This window comes from Neobacillus cucumis (assembly GCF_023715505.1).
The window spans coordinates 1-23,186 of record NZ_JAMBOH010000005.1 but is presented as its reverse complement, the minus strand read 5'-3'; the positions used below and the strand labels follow the sequence as shown (position 1 = coordinate 23,186).

Sequence of the window (23,186 nt, the reverse complement as noted above, 5' to 3'; positions counted from 1 at the left end):
ATAGCATGTCGCACCATACTATACAAACATAAGTTCGAGAAAATGGTTGACAACAAACAAACGTTCGAATTATAATGAAAATAAATCGAAAGGGAACATATATTCTTATAAGAGGTGCGAAACATGAAAAAGTTATGGAAACAATACTCGTATGCTATTACTCTTATTATTTTAAGCTGCACATTAGCTTTCGTATTATCATTTAAACATCATTCTGATGATCAATATTTAAAAGTAACCATTTCTGAAGGGGATACACTTTGGAAGATTTCTGATCAATTTGAAGGTAAGCATTCGCTATCAAACAAAGAGTTCGTGAGCTGGGTAAAAAAGCATAATGAAAATATCAATGATCAAATCTATCCTGGTGAAGAAATTGTAATCCCTGTAAGCAAAGAGGATTCCGACAACACAACAGAACTTGCGAGTGCGCCGAAGCAATAGAAAGGATAACTAATGAAAGCAATTATTTACTGCCGTGTCAGTACCAACAAACAAACGCAAGAAACGTCCTTAATACGCCAGGAAGATGAATTAATCCAGCTTGCGAACCAGTATGGATTTGAAATCGACTCCATTATAAAAGAACAAGCTAGTGGTTATGATTTTGAAAGAGATGGAATACTAGAGGTACTTGAGCGGATAAAAGAACCGGAAGTTCAGGCCCTATTAATTCAGGATGAAACACGGCTTGGAAGAGGTAACGCTAAAATTGCCCTTCTGCATTGTATAATAAAAGAAGGAATTCAACTTTATAGTATTTCTCATAATGGTGAATTACAACTTTCAGAATCGGATTCCATGGTTTTAAAAATAGTCAGCATGGTAGAAGAATATCAGCGGAAACTACATAATGTAAAAATAAAAAGAGGCATGAAGCGTGCCGTTGAGCAAGGCTATAAACCAGAAAAAAACTTAAAGAACCTTGGACAATCCTCTGGCAGGGAAAAAATTGAAGTACCAATTGAACAGATTATCCGATTACGGGAAAATGAGCTGACGTTTGCTGAAATTGCCGCCACACTAAGAGGCTTTGGGTATAACATTTCAAAAGCAACTGTCCATAGAAGATATCAGGAATATATAGAATCACAGAATCAGTAGCTCTTTATCTTGTCATGAAGGCTTTTTTTTAGTAAAATCAAGTGTCTTCATTTGATGAGAAAGGATGGATGGGTATGCTTTCAAAAGAAAAAATGGCTCGCATTAATGAACTGGCTAGAAAGGCAAAATCGTCAGGATTAACAGAGTTAGAAGCAAAAGAGCAATCCAAATTAAGAAGTGAATACTTGGCTACTTTCCGAGCAAATATGCTCGATACATTAACGAATACAAAGTTTATTGATCCAGAGGGTAATGATGTCACACCTGAAAAAATAAAAGCTAGAAAGAATCGCCCTCTTCATTAACTATATATTAAGGTTAGGACCTTCTGTATTTTCTCACCTCGCCTAATAAAGGCGGGGTATTTTCATTTACTATTACATACATTATTATTCTTGTTTGAGTCAAAATAAAAATAAAGTGAAATTTTCAATCTAATTTTTGTTTATTAGTTGAATTAATAGACAATGCAAGATAATATAAAGGATGTATTTATTATCCGTGATCAAGAAAGGATGTAATTCATGTTTAATACTATTGATGATTTATCCGTAACATCGATTCGTACGCTTTCTATTGATGCTATTGAGAAAGCAAATTCTGGGCATCCAGGTATGCCAATGGGTGCTGCCCCAATGACTTATACATTATGGACAAGATTCATGAACCAAAACCCTAATAATCCTCATTGGTTCAACCGTGATCGTTTCGTCTTATCTGCAGGCCATGGTTCTGCATTGTTATATAGCATGCTCCACTTATCCGGCTATAATTTAAGCATGGAGGACATTAAACAATTCCGTCAGTGGGGTAGTAAGACACCTGGACACCCTGAGTATCGCCACACAGAAGGTGTAGAAGCGACAACTGGTCCGCTTGGACAAGGCATTGCAATGGCTGTTGGGATGGCAATGGCAGAACGTCATGTTGCTAGTGTGTATAACAAAGATAAATACGAGATTGTGAACCATTTTACATATAGTGTTTGTGGTGATGGTGACCTCATGGAAGGTGTTTCTGCAGAAGCTGCATCACTTGCAGGACATTTAAAATTAGGACGTTTAGTTGTTCTTTATGATTCCAATGATATTTCACTTGATGGAGACCTAGACAAATCTTTCTCTGAAAGTGTAAAAGGGCGTTTCGAAGCTTACGGCTGGCAATACCTTCGTGTGGAGGACGGCAATAACCTTGAGGAAATCGCAAAAGCACTTGAAGAAGCAAGAAATGACTTAGACCGTCCAACTATGATTGAAGTTAGAACGATCATTGGATATGGTTCACCAAACCGTGCCGGTACTTCTGGTGTTCACGGCGCTCCGCTAGGTGCAAACGAGTTAAAACTTACAAAAGAAGCATATAAATGGACATTCGAAGAAGATTTCCACGTTCCACAAGAAGTCTATGACAACTTCCAAAAACTCATTGTTGAAAACGGAGAGAAAAAGGAAAAAGAATGGAACGAAATGTTCGCACAATATAAGAATGAGTATCCTGAATTAGCTGCTCAGCTTGAACAAGCATTAAATAATGAACTTCCTGAAGGCTGGGACAAGGATATCCCTGTTTACCAAGAAGGCAAGAGTTTAGCAAGCCGTGCCTCATCTGGTGAAGTCCTAAATGGCATCGCTAAAAACTTACCAATCTTCATTGGCGGTTCAGCAGACCTTGCAGGTTCCAATAAAACAATGATTAAAGGTACAACTGACTATATGCCAGGCGCCTATGAAGGCCGTAATTTCTGGTTCGGCGTTCGTGAATTTGCAATGGGTGCTGCAATGAATGGTATCGCCCTTCACGGCGGAGTAAAAATATTTGGAGGAACATTCTTCGTGTTCTCTGATTACCTTCGTCCAGCAATCCGTTTAGCCGCAATCATGGGATTACCTGTTACTTATGTATTTACACATGATAGTATCGCTGTTGGGGAAGATGGCCCAACACACGAGCCTGTCGAACAGCTTGCAGCATTACGCGCAATGCCTGGTCTATCCATTATTCGTCCAGCAGACGGCAATGAAACAGCAGCAGCTTGGAAGCTTGCAGTTGAATCAACCAATAAACCAACTGCACTTATCTTGACTCGTCAAGATTTACCTACATTAAAAGGAACAGATGTGAATGCATATGAGGGCGTTTCAAAGGGTGCTTATGTTGTTTCTCCTTCTGAAAAAGAAACTCCAGATGCTTTAATTCTTGCAACGGGCTCAGAAGTAAGTCTTGCAGTGGAAGCACAAAAAGTCCTTGCAGGGGAAGGCGTTCATGTTTCTGTTGTCAGCATGCCTTCATGGGATCGTTTTGACCAACAATCACAAGAGTATAAAAATTCTGTTTTACCGAGAAACGTGAAAAAACGCCTTGGAATTGAAATGGGAGCTTCATTCGGTTGGCATAAATATACTGGTGACGAAGGAGATGTATTGGCAATCGACCAATTCGGAGCATCGGCACCTGGTGAAAAAGTTATGGAAGAATACGGCTTTAGTGTGGATAATGTAGTCGCTCGTGTTAAGGCCCTAATTCAACAATAATTGTTATTAATTTAGAGAGAACGGCTTATCCGTTCTCTTTTTTTATGTTTTTTTGTTAAAATATAGTAAATATTCCAATATGCTTTCAAAATAAGCCATAAATGCGGAAAACAAGCCAAACAATCACGATTATGGGCCATTAGTTAGTTTTTTGAGCCATACACAAACAGAAGTAAACAATACCCATCATGATAGTTAGAATGGGCTCCTATGTTGTTACAATTTATGAACAATTGAAATTAATTAAAGGAAAGTTCATAAATTATAGCGAAATTGATTAGTAAACATATTATCGACAAAAGTAGTGAAAGTTTTTGCCGCCGTAAGACAAACGTTTTGTCCATGCTTTTTTATAATAGAAAAAAGGATTTCAACGAAGGGGAGAACAGTGGTGAGAAAATATCAGCTATATTTAGTAGAAGATGAATTTGCCGCCCATTACTTCGGAAGAGAGCGTATATTTTTTCAGCTTTTTCATGAACATCATACGGCAGACGGCGAACTTAAATTTATTACTCAAAAACAAATTTCATATATTACGAAACGTGTAGAGGTTTTAAAAATTCATAATCTGCTTCAAAAACAGTTAGGGAAAATGAAGGGATTTAGAGCAGATCATGGTGCATATACGATTACTTTAAGCGGAAAACTAAGCACGGCAAGGTTAGAAGTTTTTCAAGAGTTAATAACAGTAGAAGCAGAAGGTAGCTATGAAGCAGAAACGGCCTTTTTTGAAGTGCTCAGAAAATGTGAATCCTCCTTCTTAGCAATTGATCTTGAACATGAACGGGTCGGATGGCTAAAGCCAATTAAAGAAAGAAAATATGTCTAATTGAAATGAGATATTGTTTTATTTCGTTTTATTTAGTACACTGTATGGTAGACAACATGAAGGAGGAAGTTTAATGTTATATGTACTAGTTGGTATACTAGCATTAGCCGCTGGTGTAGCACTAGGATTTTTCATTGCTCGTAAATATATGATGAGCTACTTAAAGAAAAATCCGCCAATAAATGAGCAAATGTTAAAAATGATGATGATGCAAATGGGTATGAAACCTTCACAAAAGAAGATCAACCAAATGATGGCTGCTATGAATAAACAGCAGTCTAAATAAAACGGACAAGCATTCATGTGATAACCTTGTTTCATAAGGTTTAATCACTTGGTTGTTAGTAATTATTAAGAAGGGGAGTCCAACTAAAGTAGGCTTACATCCTTTATTAATAATTACGTAATCCTTCATAATTTAAACGCAAAAACCACTTGTTCCGATGAAAATAACCGGAAAGGTGGTTTTTTTATTAAAATGTTGATAAATCCATCCATATCAAGGTTAATGAGTGAAAAAAAATTTAAAAAATCCAATTTGGAATTCCCTTGCAAATTTTTATAAATAGTGTTATTATAAAAAAGAATTATTTTTGTTCGGTGTAAAGGATAGTATAAGATTAACTTTTCGTCTTGATGATCACTGAGTGCAAGGATAGTAATACATTGTGTGCAAAGCACACAGCAGGAGGAAACAAAATGGAAAACGGTAAAGTAAAATGGTTTAATGCAGAAAAAGGTTTCGGATTTATCGAGCGTGAAGGTGGAGAAGATGTATTCGTTCATTTCTCAGCTATCCAAGGCGAAGGTTTCAAATCTTTAGACGAAGGTCAAGCAGTAACTTTTGACGTTGAGCAAGGCCAACGTGGAGCTCAAGCAGCTAACGTTCGTAAAGCTTAATAATAAACAAATTAAAACAGGCTCTTTATAGAGTCTGTTTTTTATTTTCCCTATCTTTTTAAATAACTCTAAATAAACAAGGAGCCCTACTCACGAATGAGTAGGGCACATGTAAAAAGTAAATCAAATGGTAGGACCATTGTAGCATATATTTTGGCAATAACCTAATTTATTCTTATAAAGATTTTGTAATCTTTGTTAAAACCAACTTTCTACAAATGGGTAAGAAACCTTCGCAAAAAAAGATCAACAAAATGATGGCAGCAATTTTAGTGTGCTCATGCTGGTATTTGGCTGGGTGTATCACATGCCGGCATGTCAATCATTCAAGTTTTTCGCAATGAAAAGCGCCTACGTTAAGAGTTTGGAGATATTATTCAAAAGCACTTTAATGCAGGGATGAAAAATATAAAGATTGATGGTTTACTATTAAGAGCAGCAATTGCAATTGGATCTTATTTATATTTTTGCACTGATTAATGTCCTAAGCTATTTTCACGGACTATACCATAAAAGGTTCCTGCTGCAAAATGGAGTACTTGAACATGTGGAGGATGTTGTGGATTAATAGAAAAAGCCTGGCATCAATTGCCAGGCTATCTTATTATAAAGCGGTTGTTGGAACTTTTTTAATATATATTTTATTATATTCGTTTAATAATTTATCAAGTTCCTGACTATAGCGAATTGCAACGGAGGATGTCAAGCCGTTTGTTGTTGCGACTTGAATTAATTCAGCTCGCTTTGTTTCTATCATAGTTATGAGATCTTGTTTCAGCACGGCCGAAGTCCTTTCCGGAGTAACTCCTAATATTTTTTAAATAAAAAAGAAGAGTCTATGCCTATTAAAAGGGCATTGTTTTACTAGTATAACCTATATTGTAAATTACTTCAAAGAAATTTGTAAGAAAAAATCCAATTTATTTATTCATCCCATTTTGTAAAAGTTACTATTTATTGACTTGTTAATATCGAGACACAAAATATTCACGTTAACCATTATCATTTATTGATGATCTTTGTTAGAATGAAGGAGTATCGACTATAGTGGGAGTGTTAAATACATGTCAGATGTAAATCTATTTTTAGCTTTAGGGGCAGGCTTTCTGAGCTTTATTTCTCCTTGTTGTTTGCCGCTATACCCTGCCTTTCTTTCATACATAACCGGAATGTCTGTTGGAGAATTAAGAGATGAAAATGCCATGCTGCAAAAGCGGAGCTTACTGCATACACTTTTTTTCTTATTAGGTTTTTCAATTATTTTTATCGCAATTGGTTTTGGAACCTCGTTTATTGGCCAGTTTTTCTTATCCTATAAAGACCTGATTCGCCAGTTAGGCGGTATCTTTATTGTCTTATTTGGATTAATGATTGTCGGTGTATTTAAACCGGAATTTATGATGAGAGACCGGCGTGTTGAATTTAAAAATCGTCCATCAGGGTATATTGGTTCAGTTTTAATCGGTATGGCCTTTGCCGCCGGATGGACACCTTGTACGGGTCCAATTCTTTCATCCGTGATTCTTCTTGCTGCCTCAAATCCAGGTTCTGGCGTGTTATATATGCTTGCTTACTCCCTGGGATTTGCGATTCCATTTTTGATCCTATCGTTCTTCGTCGGCCGGATGAAGTGGATCAAAAAACACAGCGGAAAGATTATGAAAATCGGTGGTTATATCATGATTGTCATGGGGATTGTACTATTCTTTGACTGGATGACGAAAATTATTACCATCTTTCAAGGAATGTTTGGCGGGTTTACTGGTTTTTAAATCTTTTTTACTACGAATATGGTAGTTTTCAAGTTCAGGCCAGCTTTCCAGCTATTGCATGAATTTGCCTTCAACATTAAAATATTTTAATGTTAAATACGGTGATTATTTTTTCTCAAAATACATTATTTGAGATATAATGGTTGAGTAAATAATTAGATAAGGGATGTATGAATCCAATGAATTACGTTGTTGTTTCTTCCATCGGAGCTGTTATTATGGGCTCTCTCGCTCTGTTTGTTCGCATGAAAGCAGCAAAGAAACCGACTAATGTGAAAAAGATTATCCTGCCGCCTTTTTTTATGTCAACTGGGGCATTAATGTATGTGGTACCGGAGTTTCGATTAACGCCAATGGAAATAGGTGAGGCAATCATTGTTGGTATGCTTTTCTCGATTCTATTGATTAAAACGTCAAAATTTGAAATTCGAGATAATGATATTTATTTAAAACGATCAAAGGCGTTTATTTTTATATTAGTTGGATTGTTAGTGGTACGTTTAATATTAAAAGGAATATTAAGTAGTACGATTGATATCGGACAGCTAAGCGGCATGTTCTTCCTGCTGGCCTTCAGCATGATTGTTCCATGGCGTGTGGCGATGTACCGCTCTTATATGAAACTCTATAGGGAGCTTCATAATATTAAAATGGTTTAAAATCCAACACTGACTCATAGAGGTCAGTGTTTTTCTTATGTATAACAGATAATTAATTTATTAATAATAAAAAACCGCCTTGATGGCGGTTTAAAATAAATGTTCATATGGTTTAACATCAATTTGATTTTGAAACAACTTTTTACGTAAGAATTTATGATCCCGTTTCGGTGTTGCTTGAATATAGCCACGAATGACTAGTTCTTCCGTTATTTGAGTGGCATTTTCTTTTATGGCTAGTTCACCAATTTTTCCGGCAATCTTGTGCTTTGCTACATCACGGAAGAGTTCCGGTACAGGGCTGACTAAATCTTCTAAGAGGGCTTTTTCTTCAGGGCCCCAGAGGTGGAGGGATTCATTCACAAAATACTCTTCCCAATCCATGACGGACTTGCCATCTTCTTTTGGCATTTTTTTAAGGAACTTTCGGAACATAAAAAAGCCGCCAATTGAAAAGGCACCTATTAAAAAGACTACCCAAAATAGGATAAACCATAGAAACCAACCTTGAAGCATATTTTTCACCTACAAAACGATATTATTATCTATTATAGACTTCTCGGGGACAGATGACAAGAATTCGCACAATTTTGCTTTTAATCACGTATTTTCCGTGGTTTATTAAGCAGTATGGGGAATAGAAATCCATGTCGAAAAAATGACAAATAAGAAGGATTGATTGATTTAATACTATTTCCATTGTAATATGATATCAGGATAGTAATTAGTTTGTGTGTAATTTGACTCTAGAAATAATAGTTTTACACATGATCTTTTATTCATATGGGGCTGAATGGGGCACTGGTGTCCCCCACAGTCTTCAAAACTGCTTGAGACCTGCGTGCCAGGTCTGGTGGGTTCGATTCCCACGCAGTCCCGCCAACCTTGATACATAAGGGTTTTTGAGGAATTTTCTTGAAGTTAGTAAGGGGATTATTAGTATACTTAAATGTAAAAAAATTGATTGTGGTCACGGATTGGTCACAAGGATTTTTTATTGAATATACCTTATTTTATAAGCTGCTCAAATTGGTGAGCGGCTTCTTTTTGCATATTCGGTAATAAATGAGTGTATGTGTCCATTGTAATTCCTATCGTTGAATGCCCCAATCTTTCAGAAACCACTTTTGGATGTACACCTTGTTGTAGTAATAAAGTGGCGTGAGTATGTCTTAAATCATGAAACCTAATATAAGGTAAGCCACTTATGTCTACCATCTTACGATAGTTTCTAGCCATTTCGGTTGGTTGAATTGGTTTACCATTTTTTTGAGCAAATACCAAATCCAAATCTTGGTATCCCTGTCCTAATAAAAGCAAAAAACTCCCTCCTTGAATCTATCATTTGATATGCAAGATTAGAAATTAATTTCATAAAAAAATTTAAATTGACTATAATCCATTATCGTTATAAGATACAATTCGTAATACTTACGATTTATTTTATCTAAAAAACTTTAATATTACGAAAATAAATATGCGTTTTAAATCGTAATAATTCCTATTAAATTTGTTTTTTTAGAGGGAGATAAGGAATAATGAAAAAAGGCTTTTTGTTTTATCGGCAAAAACTCTGGAGAATACGCGGGATTAAAGTTATTTTTAATAGTAAAAGAAATATTAGTGAATCGTCTATAGCTCAATCCAAAAAACCCTCGATAACTCATTCTTGAGTCAAGGAGGGCTGATATGAAATTCTAACTTAATTTAATGGCATTGCCGATTAAGAATGTGCATCGTGTGTGACGTCGAGGGGGCATCCACGCCTATTTTACCCAAAAGGTTTTATCTACTAATCACAATCCTTACAATAACCATAAATTTCAAATTTATGTCCAGTAATCTCAAACCCATCTGGTACATTAGATATGTTATTCATAGGACATCCCTCAAAAGGTATCGTTTTCCGGCATTTGATGCAAATTATATGATGCTGATGGTGATCATTTGAACCAGCAAAACGAAAAAGCCTTTCTCCTTCAAATTCTGTCGATTCTAATATACTAAGCTCCTCAAACAAGGATAGATTTCGGTAAATGGTGTCAATGCTTAGGTTTGGATAATCTTTTTGCATAAATCCAAACACTTCCTTTGCAGACAAATATCGATTTTCATTATAAATACGATGGATTATTAATTCTCTTTTACCAGTGTATTTATAACCCTTTACCTTTAACAACTGTAAAGCGCTATTCGCATTCATCTAATTAACATCTCCAAGTTACTTACTATCTATTGCCTTAGCAACATCGTCCAGTTGATCTACCATCCATGGGAGATAATTTTTCCCTTTTGGCTCAGTCTCGGTTACCTTTACAATTGGAATACTGTTGGAATTTGCAAGTTTAACGATATTATCTACCACCGGAGTTGAATTTTGAGTATTATGGACAAGTAATTTAACTTTCTTTCCATTTAAATCATTTTGCAAAGCTGCAATATCTGATGGTGCAGGATCAGTACCCTCGTCTATCGCTCTAGCAAACTTAGAATCATTAATCTTTAAATTTAAAGCTTGAGCCATGTAGTCAAAGATTGGTTCAGAAACACTTATATTAGTTGCAGATTCTTGCTTTAGTTTTTGAACTTTCTCTTTCAATGGATCAAGCGATCTTATATAAGTTTGGGCTCTTTTATTAAAAGCTTCCTTCTGGGTCGGATCTAGTTTGGATAAATCATCCGCCAATTTGATAGCTAATTTAGGCATGGTTGTTGGGTCATACCAAACATGTTCATTCTCTCCTTCCTTTACGCCCATGATGTCCTCAGCTACTTGAATTGCAGATTTTGAACTGGCAGAAGATGAAGATTTGATCACCTTATCCATCCACGCATCGTATCCAGCGCCATTATACACGATAACTTGCGCATCATTGACTAATTTCGAGGTTTCAGCAGTAGGTTCATAATCATGTGGATCAACGTTAGGATTATCTAAAATCGACGTAACTTCTACACGATTTCCTCCTACAGCTTTTGCTACTTCCCCGTAAAAATTCTCAGCAGCAACGATTTTAATTTTGGAATCAGAACCAGCTGGTGCTGAAGTTGTTGTTTTTGATGAATCAGCACAACCTGACAGAAGTAGAAGGGAAGCAGAACATCCTACAGCTAAAAGTGAATACCATTTTTTTCGCATGATTTTGTTTTCCATTTTAATATTTCTCCTTTATTTTAAATGTTTATTCCATAAATAGCTTGATTAAGATGCTGCTGTCTTTGTACTGGTTTCATCTAAAGACTCTTTTATCCGTATCCGTTCATGATAGTTCCTCCAACCTAGTGCAGCGAAATAAAAGATTCCTTGTATAGCGGTAATAAAGAAACTAACTGGTAGATTCGTATAATATCCAATGACTAGTCCCAACCATAACCCGATAACAGCAAGAAGAACAGAAAATAGAATCATTCGTGACACTTTTTGACTTAAGTGACGAGCTGCTGCAGCGGGCGTGGTCATCAGGGTGAATACAAGAAGGGCACCTACAATTTGTACAGCGCCAACCACTGCAATCGAGAGAATAAGTAAAAAGGAAATTGAGATAACACGAACGGGCAAACCTGCAGCCTCAGCACCTACAGGATCAAAGGAATCAAAGGTTAACATCTTAAACCCTATTAAAAGCAAAATCAAAACCCCAATAGATAAACCTAAAACCTCCCATACTTGCTGTGTACTGATACTTAACACACTGCCAAAGAGGATAGAAAATGCATTTGACGCATTCTTAGTCGATAAGGATAAGAAAAGCAGTCCAAATCCAAGAAAAATACTTATGATCACATTGATGGACAGATCCCTTCGAAACACTTTAGTACCCAATTGACCAATCGCCAATGCACTAGTGGTGGTAAAAAGCAGTAATCCGTTTATTGGGTTCCAACCCATATACATAGCGAACGAAGCTCCAGCAAATCCGATTTCTGAGAACATGTGGGCAATGAAAGATACACCTCTTGCAATGACATAGACCCCAATTACACCACACATAATTGCAACTAAAGTTCCCGCTACAAAAGCATGTTGCATAAAATCATATTGAAACATCATTTACCTCCTATGAAACTTCAGGATGTGGATGAACACAGATAGGTGTTACAGGTTCCATTAAATTTGGAGAGGACATCAGAAACTTTGCACCCGACCTCATCACTTCAACCGGTACACCATATAACTTCGTTAATACTTCAGGTTGCATCACATCTTCAACTGTTCCTTTTACATATTTTTCACGTGTTAAGTACAGGATCTGATGCGCATATTTAGAGATTAAATTCACATCATGACTTACAAATACTACACTGATTCCACGTTCTTGGTTGACTCGTTGAACTACAGCTGCAAGGTTTTCTTGAGCACCAGGATCAAGGTTCGAGGTCGGTTCATCGAGTAATAACACCCTGGGGTCTCGAAGTAGTGCTTGTGCTAAAAACAGTCGTTGTCTTTCGCCACCTGAAAGTTTACCTAGTGGTTTATCTGCATATTTTTCTGAATCTGTCAAACGTAAAACTTCTTCTACCAGTATCCGGTCTTGCTTTGTTAGCCAAGGCCTATATTTATGTGGCAATCCAAAGCTTACAAAATCTCTCCCCTGAATAGGAGTTTCCGGATCAATCAGACGCGATTGAGGAACGTACCCAATCATAGAAGATCCCGCAGACTTAATATTTTTCCCACCTACTTTCACCGTTCCATCCTGTGGTTGAATCATTCCTAATAACACCCGCAGTAAGGTTGTCTTACCTGCTCCATTTGGACCGATAATTCCCATAAATTCTCCAAAGGCTACATTGAATGACAAATTTCGAAGAATCCATTCTCCCCCAAGGTGGACATTCACGTTATTAAGTGTAATTGCATTTTTCACTTAATCCATTCCTTTCAAACACTAGATTCAAAGATTACAATAAAAGTTATTCGTAACGATTACGATTTATACTTTAATAATAGTAATGATTACGAATTACATTGTCAACATTTTCTGAAAAAATTCAATTCAGATGATATCCTTTTTGTTGGTTCACAAAAAACAGGAATGTCTTAAAGGAGACAAGCGTAATAATAAATCGTAATTATTTCGTTTTAAAAGGGGCTATATTATGACAATTTCATCTTCTTTAAAGGACATATTCCTATTTGGTTTATTTTTGTTTATTGTGTATCTTTTTTTCTTTGGAAATGATGAAATCCCTCAAATCATAGGAGGTATTTTTCAAGATAAATGGAAGACTATATTTGTTGTTTTTCTTGGGATTTTACTCGAAGCACTTCCTTTTATCGTCATTGGTGCATTTATGGCATCGGTGATTCAAATATTTGTATCCGAAGATATCATACAGAGATTGATCCCCAAAAGGCCAATCCCTGCAATGATTACAGCATTACTTGCATCTTTCATCATTCCTGTGTGTGAATGTGCAATTATCCCGGTAGTCAGAAGATTGATTCAAAAGGGGATGCCAGTGCATGCCGGGACCATACTTTTGATTGGAGCACCAATTATGAATTTTGTTGTATTTGGTTCTACCTATTATGCCTTTCAACATCAGCCTGAAATTTTATACGGACGATTTATTTTGTGTATATTTACAGCTGTTATTGCGGGAACAGTAATATATATTAGTTTTAACAAAGTGAACATTCTGAAGAATAATATGGAGGATTTGACTCTTTACAGGTCATTAAATCAAAACCGAGGATCTTCAAAGCTAAAGGGGGTATTGCATCATACTTGCCAGGAATTTTTTGCTGTAGGAAAGGTGTTTATGATTGGAGCATTTCTTGCAAGTATTGCTCAAGTTTATGTTCATCAATCTACCCTAATTGTACCGGCAAAAGACCCGGTAAACTCAACAATCATGATGATGGCGTTTGCCTTTATTCTTTCACTTTGTTCAGAAGCGGATGCATTTGTTGCGGCTTCTCTAGGACATGTATTTCATCCAGGTGCAATATTAGCTTTTTTAGTTTATGGTCCCATTTTGGATTTAAAGAATGTATTTGTGATGTTATCTTCATTCAAGATTAAATTTGTCATATTTTATTTTCTTGTTGTTACGATAACAGTACTTATTCTATCCTTGCTGGCAGCCCACCTAATAAATGGAGGTTTTTAAAGATGAAGAAAAAGCAAGTTCCTATTTGGCAATTTAACAATGAATTACAAGGAATCCTTTTAATTGGTTTTAGTTTAGTAATTTTTAAGCTTTATGTATCAAACAAAATCTTGATTATACTGGAACCCAAGATGATTCCTTTTTTGTTGTTTGCAATGATAAGCCTCTTTATCATCGGTTTTTTCCGTCTTTTGAACAGCGATTTAAATGGGGCAGATTGCGATTGTGAAGTTTGTGATCCATCTTCTTCACTGTTCAGTATCTTCATGAAATCTTCTTTATTCATCTTTGTGATTATATTGTCTCTGGTTTTAAATGATTTTATTAATACCATTCAAGTCCCTTTCAAAGAGTAATGTTTTTCTAATGAGAAAGATGTGAACAACATGATTGGACCAATTTCCGTCTGGTCAGTCAAAGTAATATCGGTTTTCCTGAAGAAAAACTTGAAAATAGTAATGATTACGATTTATAATAATATGCGATTATCAAAACAAAGGAAAGGAGAATGATAAACCTGTTTTTTAATCAAAAAACACTTCAAAATTGATCTATTTTTTTAACGTGTAAATCGTAATTATTACGTTTTAAATAAGGATGGATGATAATAATAGGAGGTACTAGTAATGGCAAAAAAATCGAAAATAGTAAAGGAAAAGAAACGTCAGGAAATGGTGAAAAAGTACGCGGAACTTCGTATGGAGCTAAAAGAAAAAGGGGACTTTGAGGTACTAATGAAACTTCCTAGAGATTCATCACTGACACGTTTAAAGAATAGATGTGAGGTAACAGGAAGACCAAGAGGGTATTTAAGAAAGTTTAAAATGTCTCGGATTGCTTTTAGGGAGTACGCTCATAAAGGGCAAATTCCGGGAGTGAAGAAATCAAGTTGGTAGATGTTATACTCGTTCAGCCGTCATATTGAGAAATTTGATGGCTGAACTTATCTGGAAATATGGAGGTGTACAGAATGAATCCAATTTTATGGGGATTTTTACATCGTAGTGCTGTTTTAAAATTACCGGATCGGAAGCGAGAAATCTATCAGTTTATAGAGAGTAAAGAAAATCAATTGGAGGAAATCGCAATAAATGAGGAGCAGTTTATTCAGCTACTTTGTGAAAAGTCACCATTTAAAGTGGCAGCAGACAATTTTTCACTCCATATTTCATACATAAAGGAATTAATGGATGAGGCACAGGCAGAAATTGATCAGGTGATAGATGAAAGGTGTAATCGTATGAAGTGGATTGATTGTACGGAGATGATGAGATATGCGAAAGGAAGAAAGGATAATCAGTGGGCTTTTATATTTGTTTCTTAGTTTGTTATAGGCGGTGTTTTTATGTATGAGTGGATAATTATAGGCGGTGGAATTCAAGGAGTAACGTTAGCAGTCTTTATGCTGAAAACGGGAAAAACAAAGGTGGATAAACTTGCGATCATCGACCGTAATAACGAACCATTAGCGAATTGGAAGCGAAATACGAAGGTGATCTCGATGCCATATTTGCGTTCCCCATCCGTTCATCATTTGGACGTTGATCCATTTAGCCTTCAATCATTTGTAAAGAAGGGTTCCTATCATCAAAGTACTGTCTTTTATGGTCAATATAAGCGTCCGTCGCTGGAAATGTTTAACAATCACTGTGATCATCTTGTAAATGACCTAATGATAAGAGAGACATGGGTTCAAGGAGAGGTACAGGTGGTATTAAAAACAAGTGAAGGCTGGCAGGTACAGTTGAAAAACGGTCGTGAAATAAAGGGGAAAAAGCTTGTATTGGCAATTGGAATAAGTGAACAGACCAATATACCGGATTGGGCAATGGATCTTGATAAACAATCTCCTGGAAGTGTTTATCATATTTTTGATGAAACGTTACCTGAATTCGAAAGGTTGAAGCTTCCCATTACAATTGTAGGGGGAGGAATAACCTCTATTCATTTGGCACTGAAGTTGAGTGAACTGTACCCTAATCAAGTCACGTTGTTGAAACGGCATCCATTCAGGATCCATGATTTTGATAGCGATCCAGGCTGGTTAGGTCCAAAACTGCAGAATGCATTTCGCAATGAAGAAAGTTATGTAAAAAGGAGGGAGGAGATTTTAAGTGCCAGACATAGGGGTTCCATTCCCCATGACTTATATATAAAGTTATTAAATCGGATCAAAAATGAATCCCTTGTTGTTGAAGAAGGGGAGATCGTTCAAGGTCAAATTAAGAATGCTTGCATTCATCTTTTCGATAAGGATGGAAAATTTATTACAAAAACAGGGACTGTACTGCTTGCAACTGGATATTTACCATGCCTCCCTGGAAGTGAATGGATATTGCCAATCGTAGAGACTTTGGATTTACCTTGTGCGGAATGCGGGTATCCTATCGTATCGAAAACCTTACAATGGGGTCAGGATTTATATGTTACCGGTGCATTAGCAGAGCTTGAAATGGGCCCGATTGCCCGTAATATTTCTGGAGCAAGACAAGCAGCCGAACGGATCGTAAAGCATTTATAAAAGAATATAAGTCTATTAACGGTTATTAATTTGAAAGTACTTATAATAAGATAGAAATAGCATATAAAAGAACAAAAAAACTAATCCGTTGGAATTAGTTTTTTTGTTCTTTTTTGCAATAGTAATCAGTTTCCAGTACTAATAAATCATTAAAGGAGTGCAATATTCCTTTTCATTTTTTAAAATCTTATCTAAAGCTTGCCAGGTCATTAATGCACAATTGTGTCTAGCTTTTAACTGATGAACCCCTCGTAGTGATAGGCAGTCACCAAGGTCGATCCCATCAGTTATATCTCCATGTCGGATTAACTGTTCAAAAGCAGTTCGTAAACATGAAAGTTCTTTAACTGATTTATGTTTAATGAGTTCCGTCATCATTGAGGCAGATGCCATACTAATGCTGCAGCCTTCCCCTATAAACGCTGCGTTTAGTACCTGATTTTGGACAAGTTCAATAAATAAAGTCATTACATCCCCACAAGTAGGGTTTTTATAATGCACTTTTCTGATTGTACTACCGAAAAGGTCCTTAAAATTTCTTTTGTGGCTATAATGGTCCATGATAACTTGTCGGTACAGGTTATCAAGCATGGTATAGATGTTTCCCCCTTTCATCGTATCTTTACATAACTTTTCTTCCTAATATTCCGATAGTTGATTGTTACTATCATAAAGGATTTGGTAATTTGCTATGCAATGCAATTTTTAAATTGCTGTTCTAATTCTTCTTTAATTAAATCCTTACCAATAAAAACGAGTTCACTGATTCTTTTTTCATTCTCTTTCCATTGCCTGTCAGGTCGTCCTGAAAACAGCATATGAAGTCCCTGAAAAACAATTCGTTCTTGTATACCCTTAACATAAAGTATACCTTTATAGCGTAATAAGTCTTCCCCTTTCTCTTGAATAAGGGAACTCATCCATTTATCTACCTTGTCAAGATCAAGGGGCTTTTCTTCTTGAAAAGCAACTGATGACACCTTATCATCATGGTCGTGATGATGATGATCCTCTAAGAAATGGGGATCAATTTCAAGCTTTCGGTTCACATCAAATGTGTGAATACCTAAAATATTTTCTAGCTTTATATTGCAATTTTCTGCATACAATCTTTTTGCTGTTGGATTCATTTGACTCATCCTTCGTTCCAACCTAGTTAACTCATCTTCCGAAACTAAATCTGTTTTATTTAAAATGATGACATCTGCGAAGGCAATTTGTTCCTGTGCCTCATCATGGCTATCCAAATGTTTTGTAATATGTTTGCTATCGACAACGGTAATAATGCTGTCCACTTCAAATTTTTCGGAAAGTAATTCATCCATAAAGAATGTTTGGGCAACTGGAGCAGGATCCGCTAAACCCGTTGTTTCAATCAAAACTCGATTAAAGTTCGTTTTTCCTTGTTCCATTGAAAAAACGAGTGTGCGTAAAATGCGAATTAAATCCCCACGTACTGTACAACAGATGCAGCCATTGTTCATTTCTAAAATCTCTTCATCTGCACCAACCACTAGCTGATTGTCGATTCCAACTTCTCCATATTCATTGACAATAACCGCAATCTTTTGGTTATGCTTTTCCGTTAATATTCGATTTAAAAGTGTTGTTTTTCCTGCACCTAAATATCCAGTCAGAATGGTGACTGGGATTTTCTTTGATCCTACAAAAGTCATTATTTTCTACTCCTTTTAAAGTATTTTCGAAACTTTGCTTACCTTTTCTTTGTCTTTCTGTATCCCGGTGACTACTCCGTTTACATGTTCAAAACCTTCACCATTAAATAAATGGCTTATCTTTTCTTTATAATCCTTACCGGCAAGAAGAGAATCAATGAAGATGGAGGCATCCTCAGGTTTTAAATCTTTATACCAAGTCCCATTAGGATAGGAGATGACAACACATTTATCTTGGCATCTTCCATTGGAACGAGTTCGGGTTGTATGGATTGCGTCGTCTGCATCTCGGTCTGAGATTTCTTTACGAATTGCTTGTGTTAGTTCCTCTGCACCCACCCTGCTGCAGCTGCTCCCTTTACATATTAGGACATGATTTTTAGTCGTACTTAAATCCCATGTAGCCATATTTTTCATTCCTTTCATTTAATCAAAATCATTACGATTTAAAAGTGATAACTTTCCTTACTCGGATTTTTACTACACTTATTACATCCTTTCCTTTTATTTACAACTTATTAGAGATAAAACGAAATCATTACGATTTAGTTTAACCTATGTCTAATCCATATGCAACATAAATTGGATAAACATGGGTTCAATTAGTAAGTAGGGGACGTGCTGTCTTATTCAGGTTTAAGGAGTACATACCATACGGAGCCCAAATTACAGAACTTACGTTATTACACAAAGGTACAAATAATTATAATATTTTTAACAAAGAACTTGCTCAAAAAATAAAAAAGTGGTAAATTAACAATTGCTATCATATAAATCGTAATGGTTACGATTTTAATTTCGTTGGGAGAATGGGGTGTTTATCAATTATTTATGGGTGATGTTGGTCATATAAGTTGGAATATAAGACTAAATTTTAGGTTTTATTATCCCATTGATATTCGAGGAGGATTATTTTGAAAAAAATACCGACTTATATTATTTCAGGATTTTTGGGAAGCGGAAAAACAACATTACTGCTACATTTATTAAAATATTGTAAATCACAAAAAAAGAAGGCTGCCATTCTCTTAAATGAGCTAGGAAGTGTGAATGTTGAAAATCACTTGTTTGAAGACGAAAATGTATTTGAGTTATTGGATGGATGTATCTGTTGTTCCATTCAAGAAGATTTAAAAGCTACCTTAACAACTCTGGTAGAGGCACACATGGAAAAACCGATAGATGTATTATTTGTTGAAGGAACAGGCGTTGCCAATCCGTTAGAGATCGTAGAAGTAATCGCCAGTCCCCCTTTTGTGAATTCTTTTGACATACAATCCGTCATTAGTATGATTGATGCAAATGCATACTTAGATAATCAAGATATATTTACTTCGAAAACCATTCGTGATTTGCTTAAAAACCAAATTAAGGGGGCAACAGTGGTTGTTCTCAATAAAGTTGATCTTGTGAAAGAAAAACAATTACAAAAAATTGAAGTGAAAATAAGTAAGTTGCTAGATACCAATACACCGGTAATTAAAACTTCATATGGAAATGTTGATCTTATACAATTATTACAAAAACGATCGAACACGACTGTTTTTTCACATCAACATCAAACAAATTGTTGTGGGGATTCCCTTCATTCTTCTTGTAATCACCATAAACACCATCATGATCATGTACAGCACACCAGCATTAAAACCATAACATTTCAAGATGTGCCTTCTGTTACAAAAAGACAACTAAAGAAATGGTTAAAATCATTGCCAGAAGGGATTATGCGTGGAAAAGGATACATATACTTGCAAGATAAACCGGGATTGTATCCATTTCAATACAGTTCGAATCAAGTTCACATAGGGGATTTTCCGCTAAAAATTACATTAGATCCTTGTATGGTGTTAATTGGGAAAGATATAGACATTATGACTATTCAAGACTCCTATGCTTCCCAATTTTCGTTATCTTAATTTCGTATGGAAAGAAAAAATCATAAGATTAGGTGTAAAGGTATATCATCTAAATCGTAATCATTCAGGTTTAAAGAGGAGAAATAAAAGTGAAGAAAATACCAGTAACCGTATTAAGTGGATATTTAGGAGCAGGAAAAACAACATTATTAAATCACATTTTAGCTAATCGGGAAAATAAAAAGGTTGCTGTGATTGTTAATGATATGAGTGAAGTCAATATTGATGCATCTTTAGTAAAGCAGGGAGGCTTTTCGCGTACGGAAGAGAAACTGGTGGAAATGCAGAATGGATGTATTTGCTGCACGCTGAGGGAAGATTTAATCAAAGAAGTGGAGAAGCTTGCTTCTCTAGGAGACATTGATTACATTGTGATTGAATCAACCGGCATTAGTGAGCCAATCCCCGTTGCCCAGACGTTTACCTACGTTGATGAAAATTTAGGAATTGATTTATCGGCTTTTTGCAGACTGGATACGATGGTGACTGTGGTTGACGCGAATCGTTTCTGGCATGATTTTTCCTCCGGTGAAAGCCTGCTTGATCGGAAACAAGGGACTGATGAAAGCGATACAAGGGAAGTAGTCGATTTGTTAATTGACCAAATCGAGTTTGCCAACGTTATTTTATTAAATAAAGTGGACTTGATAGAAAAAGAAGATAGACGTGAATTAAAGTCAGTCCTTCAAAAACTAAATCCGGACGCTTGCATTATTGAAACAGATCATTCCAGAGTTCCACTGGAACAAGTGTTAGATACAGAACGATTTGATTTTGATAAAGCAAGCCAAGGTGCCGGCTGGATAAAAGAATTAAATAATGAACATATACCGGAAACAGAGGAGTATGGAATCACATCTCTCGTTTATCGCAGACGCCTTCCTTTTCATCCGGAAAGATTAATGAACTGGTTAGAAGAGTGGCCAGTGGAAGTTGTTCGGGCAAAAGGCTTCATATGGCTGGCATCCCGCAATAATACAGTAGCATTGCTGTCACAAGCTGGCCCGTCCATCACATTTCAAGGGGCTGGAGAGTGGATTGCAGCCTATCCTAAAGAGGAACAACAAGAGATTTTTCAGGAAGACCCTGAATTATTGGATAGATGGGATGAAGTTTATGGTGATCGATTAACAGAGCTTGTTATGATTGGAATCGATATGAACCAGAAAGAGATTGAAAAAACTCTTGATAACTGTTTGTTAACCGAAGAAGAACTAACGATAGAGTGGTCTACATTTAAAGATCCACTACCGCAATTTGTGGAAGCATAAAACAAAATTAGGAGGAATTTAATATGAGAGTAAAAATTACGTTAGCATGTACAGAAACAGGTGATCGAAATTACATTACAACCAAAAATAAACGAACACATCCAGATCGATTGGAATTAAAGAAGTATTGCCCTCGTTTAAAAAGACATTCATTACATCGCGAAACAAAATAAAAAAGATTTACGTAATTAGGATATAACGTTTTATCCCTTGTGCGCCTTTATTCGACAAAGGCGCATACTTTTTAGAATCACTTTAAAGGGAACAATACACTAATAGTACTTCTTCATAGAATAATAGAATTCTACTAACCTAAGCATTTTGGGCAAAAGCAAATAGAATAGGATAGGAGGTTAGAGTGTGATTCTTTCTGATAAGACCATTTTGAAGAAGTTAAAAGAGAAGGAGCTAATAATTGATCCTTTATCACAGTTGCAACTACAGCCTGCTTCTGTTGATTTAAGGTTATCCAATCATTTTTTAACAGTGGATGAAAAGGTTGTTCCACTTATTAACATTGACAAACCCGCCTACTATAAAGAATTTTGTAGAGATACGATTATTATACCACCTCAATCCTTCGTATTAGGATCTGCCCTTGAGTGGATCCGCTTACCTAATAATATGACCGCTTTTGTAGAAGGAAGAAGCTCCATTGGAAGATTAGGCCTGTTTATTCAAAATGCTGGATGGGTGGACCCAGGTTTTGAAGGGCATATCACTTTAGAACTTTATAATGCTAACCGTGTTCCAATCGAATTAAAAGCAGGAATGCGTATCTGTCAGTTGGTCCTAGCTACTTTAGATCAAGAAACGACTCCCTATATGGGAAAATACTGTTGTCAAAACAGGACCACTGAAAGCAGAGTCTATTTAGATGAAGAATCTGTAGAATTAAATTCGAGGTACAACTACAAGTTTAAAGAATTTGATTAAATTCTTCTCTCTATTTTTGGGTTTAATGTGAGATTAGTTCTCTAATATGAAAAGAAATAATGTAGATAAAAGTAATCAAAAGGAGGGAAAGATAATGGGTGTTGAGCAGCATAAGCAAGAATCGCCTAAAAAAGTAAATTGCAAAGTCATCACAGTCAGTGACACACGGACGAACGATACAGATAAAAGTGGAAACTTAATTATCAGGTTGTTAGAAGAAAATTCTCATATAATACATGATTATGAAATCATTACAGATGATTTTGAGGTAATTGAAGAAGCAATTAAAAAGGGATGTCTTGATAAAGAGATTGATGTTGTCCTAATAAATGGTGGAACAGGTATTGCAAGTCGTGATGTTACAGTGGAGGTTGTTCAAAGTTTATTAGAAAAGGAACTGACAGGATTTGGGGAGATATTCCGAATGCTTAGTTATTTAGAGGATATTGGTTCTGCAGCGATTTTAAGCAGAGCCATTGCCGGTGTAGCTTATAATACTGCTATTTTTTCCATGCCAGGATCTAGTGGGGCAGTCAAACTAGCTATGGAAAAACTCATTATACCAGAGATATCCCATGTAGTCAGAGAAATACGTAAAGACTCCAAAATGGAGAGTTATTAAAATGGTAATAATTTAATAGTTATATATTGCTTATTGAATTATAAAGGAGTATGTATGAAAGATTTTAAACTTCCCCCAAAGAGTGAGCGATTAAAGCTGTTTGGCTCCATAGAACCAGGATTAAAAACGAAGCCAAGCGAAAAAGAAAAGATGTCAGATTTACAAAATATGAAGAAAAATTTCTTGTTTGAACTAGATGCTGTCTTATTAGCCCCAAAATGAACTTGGACAGTAAGAGTAAAATTTATTATACTGCTTAATGTACCAAGGAGGTTGACATCATGAAACGCACAAAACATTCCAAAGAGTTTAAATTACAAGTCATCAAA

At 35.9% G+C, this 23,186-nt stretch carries 30 protein-coding genes, 1 tRNA gene and 2 pseudogenes; 23 read left to right on the top strand and 10 right to left on the bottom strand.

The window, feature by feature from the left end:
* The first annotated feature begins 123 nt into the window (after nt 1–123).
* From yneA to M3226_RS09145, 9 genes and pseudogenes are all read left to right on the top strand, one after another.
* Nucleotides 124–444, top strand: coding sequence for a cell division suppressor protein YneA (gene yneA, locus M3226_RS09180; protein WP_251564607.1), 321 nt, complete (start codon nt 124–126; stop codon nt 442–444).
* Nucleotides 445–456: 12 nt separating this feature from the next.
* Nucleotides 457–1,104 carry a YneB family resolvase-like protein gene (locus M3226_RS09175; RefSeq protein WP_251564605.1) on the top strand — a complete coding sequence of 216 codons (648 nt, stop codon included), beginning with the start codon at nt 457–459 and terminating at the stop codon, nt 1,102–1,104.
* A gap of 74 nt (nt 1,105–1,178) precedes the next feature.
* The gene (locus M3226_RS09170; protein ID WP_251564603.1) at nt 1,179–1,409 is read left to right on the top strand and encodes a DUF896 domain-containing protein; all 231 of its coding nucleotides are present in this window, start codon (nt 1,179–1,181) and stop codon (nt 1,407–1,409) included.
* A gap of 219 nt (nt 1,410–1,628) precedes the next feature.
* Nucleotides 1,629–3,635, top strand: a complete 2,007-nt coding sequence (tkt, locus tag M3226_RS09165) for a transketolase (protein WP_251564601.1) — start codon at nt 1,629–1,631, stop codon at nt 3,633–3,635.
* 391 nt (nt 3,636–4,026) lie between these two features.
* On the top strand, nt 4,027–4,467 hold the full coding sequence (gene sirA / locus M3226_RS09160; RefSeq protein ID WP_251564598.1) for a sporulation inhibitor of replication protein SirA: 441 nt from the start codon (nt 4,027–4,029) through the stop codon (nt 4,465–4,467).
* Nucleotides 4,468–4,540: 73 nt separating this feature from the next.
* Nucleotides 4,541–4,753 (top strand): YneF family protein, encoded by a 213-nt coding sequence (locus M3226_RS09155; protein WP_144562356.1) that lies wholly within the window; start codon nt 4,541–4,543, stop codon nt 4,751–4,753.
* A 413-nt stretch (nt 4,754–5,166) separates the two neighbouring features.
* The gene (locus M3226_RS09150; protein ID WP_098532719.1) at nt 5,167–5,367 is read left to right on the top strand and encodes a cold-shock protein; all 201 of its coding nucleotides are present in this window, start codon (nt 5,167–5,169) and stop codon (nt 5,365–5,367) included.
* A 146-nt stretch (nt 5,368–5,513) separates the two neighbouring features.
* A complete protein-coding gene (locus M3226_RS32705) occupies nt 5,514–5,711 on the top strand; it encodes a YneF family protein (protein WP_374110579.1) in 198 nt (65 codons plus the stop codon).
* Nucleotides 5,662–5,863 (top strand): annotated as a pseudogene (locus M3226_RS09145) (ABC transporter ATP-binding protein); the annotation flags it as partial. The gene M3226_RS32705 and the pseudogene M3226_RS09145, both read left to right, overlap by 50 nt.
* 108 nt (nt 5,864–5,971) lie before the next feature.
* Here the strand turns inward: M3226_RS09145 and M3226_RS09140 are convergent.
* Nucleotides 5,972–6,148, bottom strand: a complete 177-nt coding sequence (locus M3226_RS09140; RefSeq protein ID WP_098527870.1) for an aspartyl-phosphate phosphatase Spo0E family protein — start codon at nt 6,146–6,148, stop codon at nt 5,972–5,974.
* 283 nt (nt 6,149–6,431) lie between these two features.
* Between M3226_RS09140 and M3226_RS09135 the strand changes: the two genes are divergently transcribed.
* Both M3226_RS09135 and M3226_RS09130 read left to right on the top strand, forming a co-directional pair.
* On the top strand, nt 6,432–7,139 hold the full coding sequence (locus M3226_RS09135; RefSeq protein ID WP_251564596.1) for a cytochrome c biogenesis CcdA family protein: 708 nt from the start codon (nt 6,432–6,434) through the stop codon (nt 7,137–7,139).
* A 179-nt stretch (nt 7,140–7,318) separates the two neighbouring features.
* A complete protein-coding gene (locus M3226_RS09130; protein ID WP_251564594.1) occupies nt 7,319–7,798 on the top strand; it encodes a CcdC family protein in 480 nt (159 codons plus the stop codon).
* A gap of 90 nt (nt 7,799–7,888) precedes the next feature.
* Here M3226_RS09130 and M3226_RS09125 read toward each other — a convergent pair whose 3' ends face one another.
* Nucleotides 7,889–8,314: a DUF2621 domain-containing protein gene (locus M3226_RS09125; protein ID WP_251564592.1), complete on the bottom strand. Its 426-nt coding sequence runs from the start codon at nt 8,312–8,314 to the stop codon at nt 7,889–7,891.
* A 269-nt stretch (nt 8,315–8,583) separates the two neighbouring features.
* Here M3226_RS09125 and M3226_RS09120 point away from each other — a divergent pair.
* Nucleotides 8,584–8,680, top strand: a tRNA-Sec gene (locus M3226_RS09120).
* Between the two features lie 126 nt (nt 8,681–8,806).
* Here the strand turns inward: M3226_RS09120 and M3226_RS09115 are convergent.
* The 5 genes from M3226_RS09115 to M3226_RS09095 all read right to left on the bottom strand — a co-directional run bounded on the left by M3226_RS09115 (nt 8,807) and on the right by M3226_RS09095 (nt 12,666).
* Nucleotides 8,807–9,118 carry a site-specific integrase gene (locus M3226_RS09115; protein WP_251564590.1) on the bottom strand — a complete coding sequence of 104 codons (312 nt, stop codon included), beginning with the start codon at nt 9,116–9,118 and terminating at the stop codon, nt 8,807–8,809.
* A gap of 472 nt (nt 9,119–9,590) precedes the next feature.
* Nucleotides 9,591–10,001: a Fur family transcriptional regulator gene (locus M3226_RS09110; protein WP_251564588.1), complete on the bottom strand. Its 411-nt coding sequence runs from the start codon at nt 9,999–10,001 to the stop codon at nt 9,591–9,593.
* A gap of 18 nt (nt 10,002–10,019) precedes the next feature.
* Nucleotides 10,020–10,952, bottom strand: coding sequence for a metal ABC transporter solute-binding protein, Zn/Mn family (locus M3226_RS09105; RefSeq protein WP_251564586.1), 933 nt, complete (start codon nt 10,950–10,952; stop codon nt 10,020–10,022).
* A gap of 48 nt (nt 10,953–11,000) precedes the next feature.
* On the bottom strand, nt 11,001–11,849 hold the full coding sequence (locus M3226_RS09100; RefSeq protein ID WP_251564583.1) for a metal ABC transporter permease: 849 nt from the start codon (nt 11,847–11,849) through the stop codon (nt 11,001–11,003).
* Nucleotides 11,850–11,856: 7 nt separating this feature from the next.
* Complete coding sequence (locus M3226_RS09095; RefSeq protein WP_251564581.1) at nt 11,857–12,666, bottom strand: metal ABC transporter ATP-binding protein; 810 nt, start codon at nt 12,664–12,666, stop codon at nt 11,857–11,859.
* Nucleotides 12,667–12,898: 232 nt separating this feature from the next.
* Here M3226_RS09095 and M3226_RS09090 point away from each other — a divergent pair, with 232 nt between their 5' ends.
* The 5 genes from M3226_RS09090 (at nt 12,899) to M3226_RS09070 (ending at nt 16,436) form a co-directional block, all read left to right on the top strand.
* Nucleotides 12,899–13,915, top strand: coding sequence for a permease (locus tag M3226_RS09090; RefSeq protein WP_251564580.1), 1,017 nt, complete (start codon nt 12,899–12,901; stop codon nt 13,913–13,915).
* 2 nt (nt 13,916–13,917) lie between these two features.
* On the top strand, nt 13,918–14,271 hold the full coding sequence (locus tag M3226_RS09085) for a DUF1980 domain-containing protein (RefSeq protein ID WP_251564578.1): 354 nt from the start codon (nt 13,918–13,920) through the stop codon (nt 14,269–14,271).
* Nucleotides 14,272–14,541: 270 nt separating this feature from the next.
* Complete coding sequence (gene rpsN, locus M3226_RS09080) at nt 14,542–14,811, top strand: 30S ribosomal protein S14 (protein WP_251564576.1); 270 nt, start codon at nt 14,542–14,544, stop codon at nt 14,809–14,811.
* A gap of 74 nt (nt 14,812–14,885) precedes the next feature.
* A complete protein-coding gene (locus M3226_RS09075) occupies nt 14,886–15,239 on the top strand; it encodes a hypothetical protein (RefSeq protein ID WP_251564574.1) in 354 nt (117 codons plus the stop codon).
* A gap of 21 nt (nt 15,240–15,260) precedes the next feature.
* On the top strand, nt 15,261–16,436 hold the full coding sequence (locus M3226_RS09070) for an FAD-dependent oxidoreductase (RefSeq protein WP_251564571.1): 1,176 nt from the start codon (nt 15,261–15,263) through the stop codon (nt 16,434–16,436).
* 138 nt (nt 16,437–16,574) lie between these two features.
* On the opposite strand, the gene sufU is transcribed toward M3226_RS09070, so the two are convergent.
* From sufU to M3226_RS09055, 3 genes are all read right to left on the bottom strand, one after another.
* Nucleotides 16,575–17,027, bottom strand: a complete 453-nt coding sequence (sufU, locus tag M3226_RS09065) for a Fe-S cluster assembly sulfur transfer protein SufU (protein ID WP_251564569.1) — start codon at nt 17,025–17,027, stop codon at nt 16,575–16,577.
* Nucleotides 17,028–17,125: 98 nt separating this feature from the next.
* The gene (locus M3226_RS09060; RefSeq protein ID WP_251564567.1) at nt 17,126–18,112 is read right to left on the bottom strand and encodes a CobW family GTP-binding protein; all 987 of its coding nucleotides are present in this window, start codon (nt 18,110–18,112) and stop codon (nt 17,126–17,128) included.
* 15 nt (nt 18,113–18,127) lie between these two features.
* A complete protein-coding gene (locus tag M3226_RS09055) occupies nt 18,128–18,520 on the bottom strand; it encodes a (2Fe-2S) ferredoxin domain-containing protein (protein ID WP_251564565.1) in 393 nt (130 codons plus the stop codon).
* 506 nt (nt 18,521–19,026) lie between these two features.
* Between M3226_RS09055 and M3226_RS09050 the strand changes: the two genes are divergently transcribed.
* From M3226_RS09050 to M3226_RS09025, 6 genes and pseudogenes are all read left to right on the top strand, one after another.
* A complete protein-coding gene (locus M3226_RS09050) occupies nt 19,027–20,028 on the top strand; it encodes a CobW family GTP-binding protein (protein WP_251564564.1) in 1,002 nt (333 codons plus the stop codon).
* A gap of 89 nt (nt 20,029–20,117) precedes the next feature.
* Nucleotides 20,118–21,299, top strand: coding sequence for a GTP-binding protein (locus M3226_RS09045; protein WP_251564562.1), 1,182 nt, complete (start codon nt 20,118–20,120; stop codon nt 21,297–21,299).
* A gap of 23 nt (nt 21,300–21,322) precedes the next feature.
* A complete protein-coding gene (rpmG, locus tag M3226_RS09040) occupies nt 21,323–21,472 on the top strand; it encodes a 50S ribosomal protein L33 (RefSeq protein ID WP_251564560.1) in 150 nt (49 codons plus the stop codon).
* A 187-nt stretch (nt 21,473–21,659) separates the two neighbouring features.
* Nucleotides 21,660–22,235 (top strand): dCTP deaminase, encoded by a 576-nt coding sequence (dcd, locus tag M3226_RS09035; RefSeq protein ID WP_251564558.1) that lies wholly within the window; start codon nt 21,660–21,662, stop codon nt 22,233–22,235.
* Between the two features lie 94 nt (nt 22,236–22,329).
* Nucleotides 22,330–22,857 (top strand): MogA/MoaB family molybdenum cofactor biosynthesis protein, encoded by a 528-nt coding sequence (locus tag M3226_RS09030; protein ID WP_251564556.1) that lies wholly within the window; start codon nt 22,330–22,332, stop codon nt 22,855–22,857.
* A gap of 54 nt (nt 22,858–22,911) precedes the next feature.
* A pseudogene (locus M3226_RS09025) lies at nt 22,912–23,061 on the top strand (GTP cyclohydrolase FolE2); the annotation flags it as partial.
* Nucleotides 23,062–23,186: the final 125 nt, after the last annotated feature.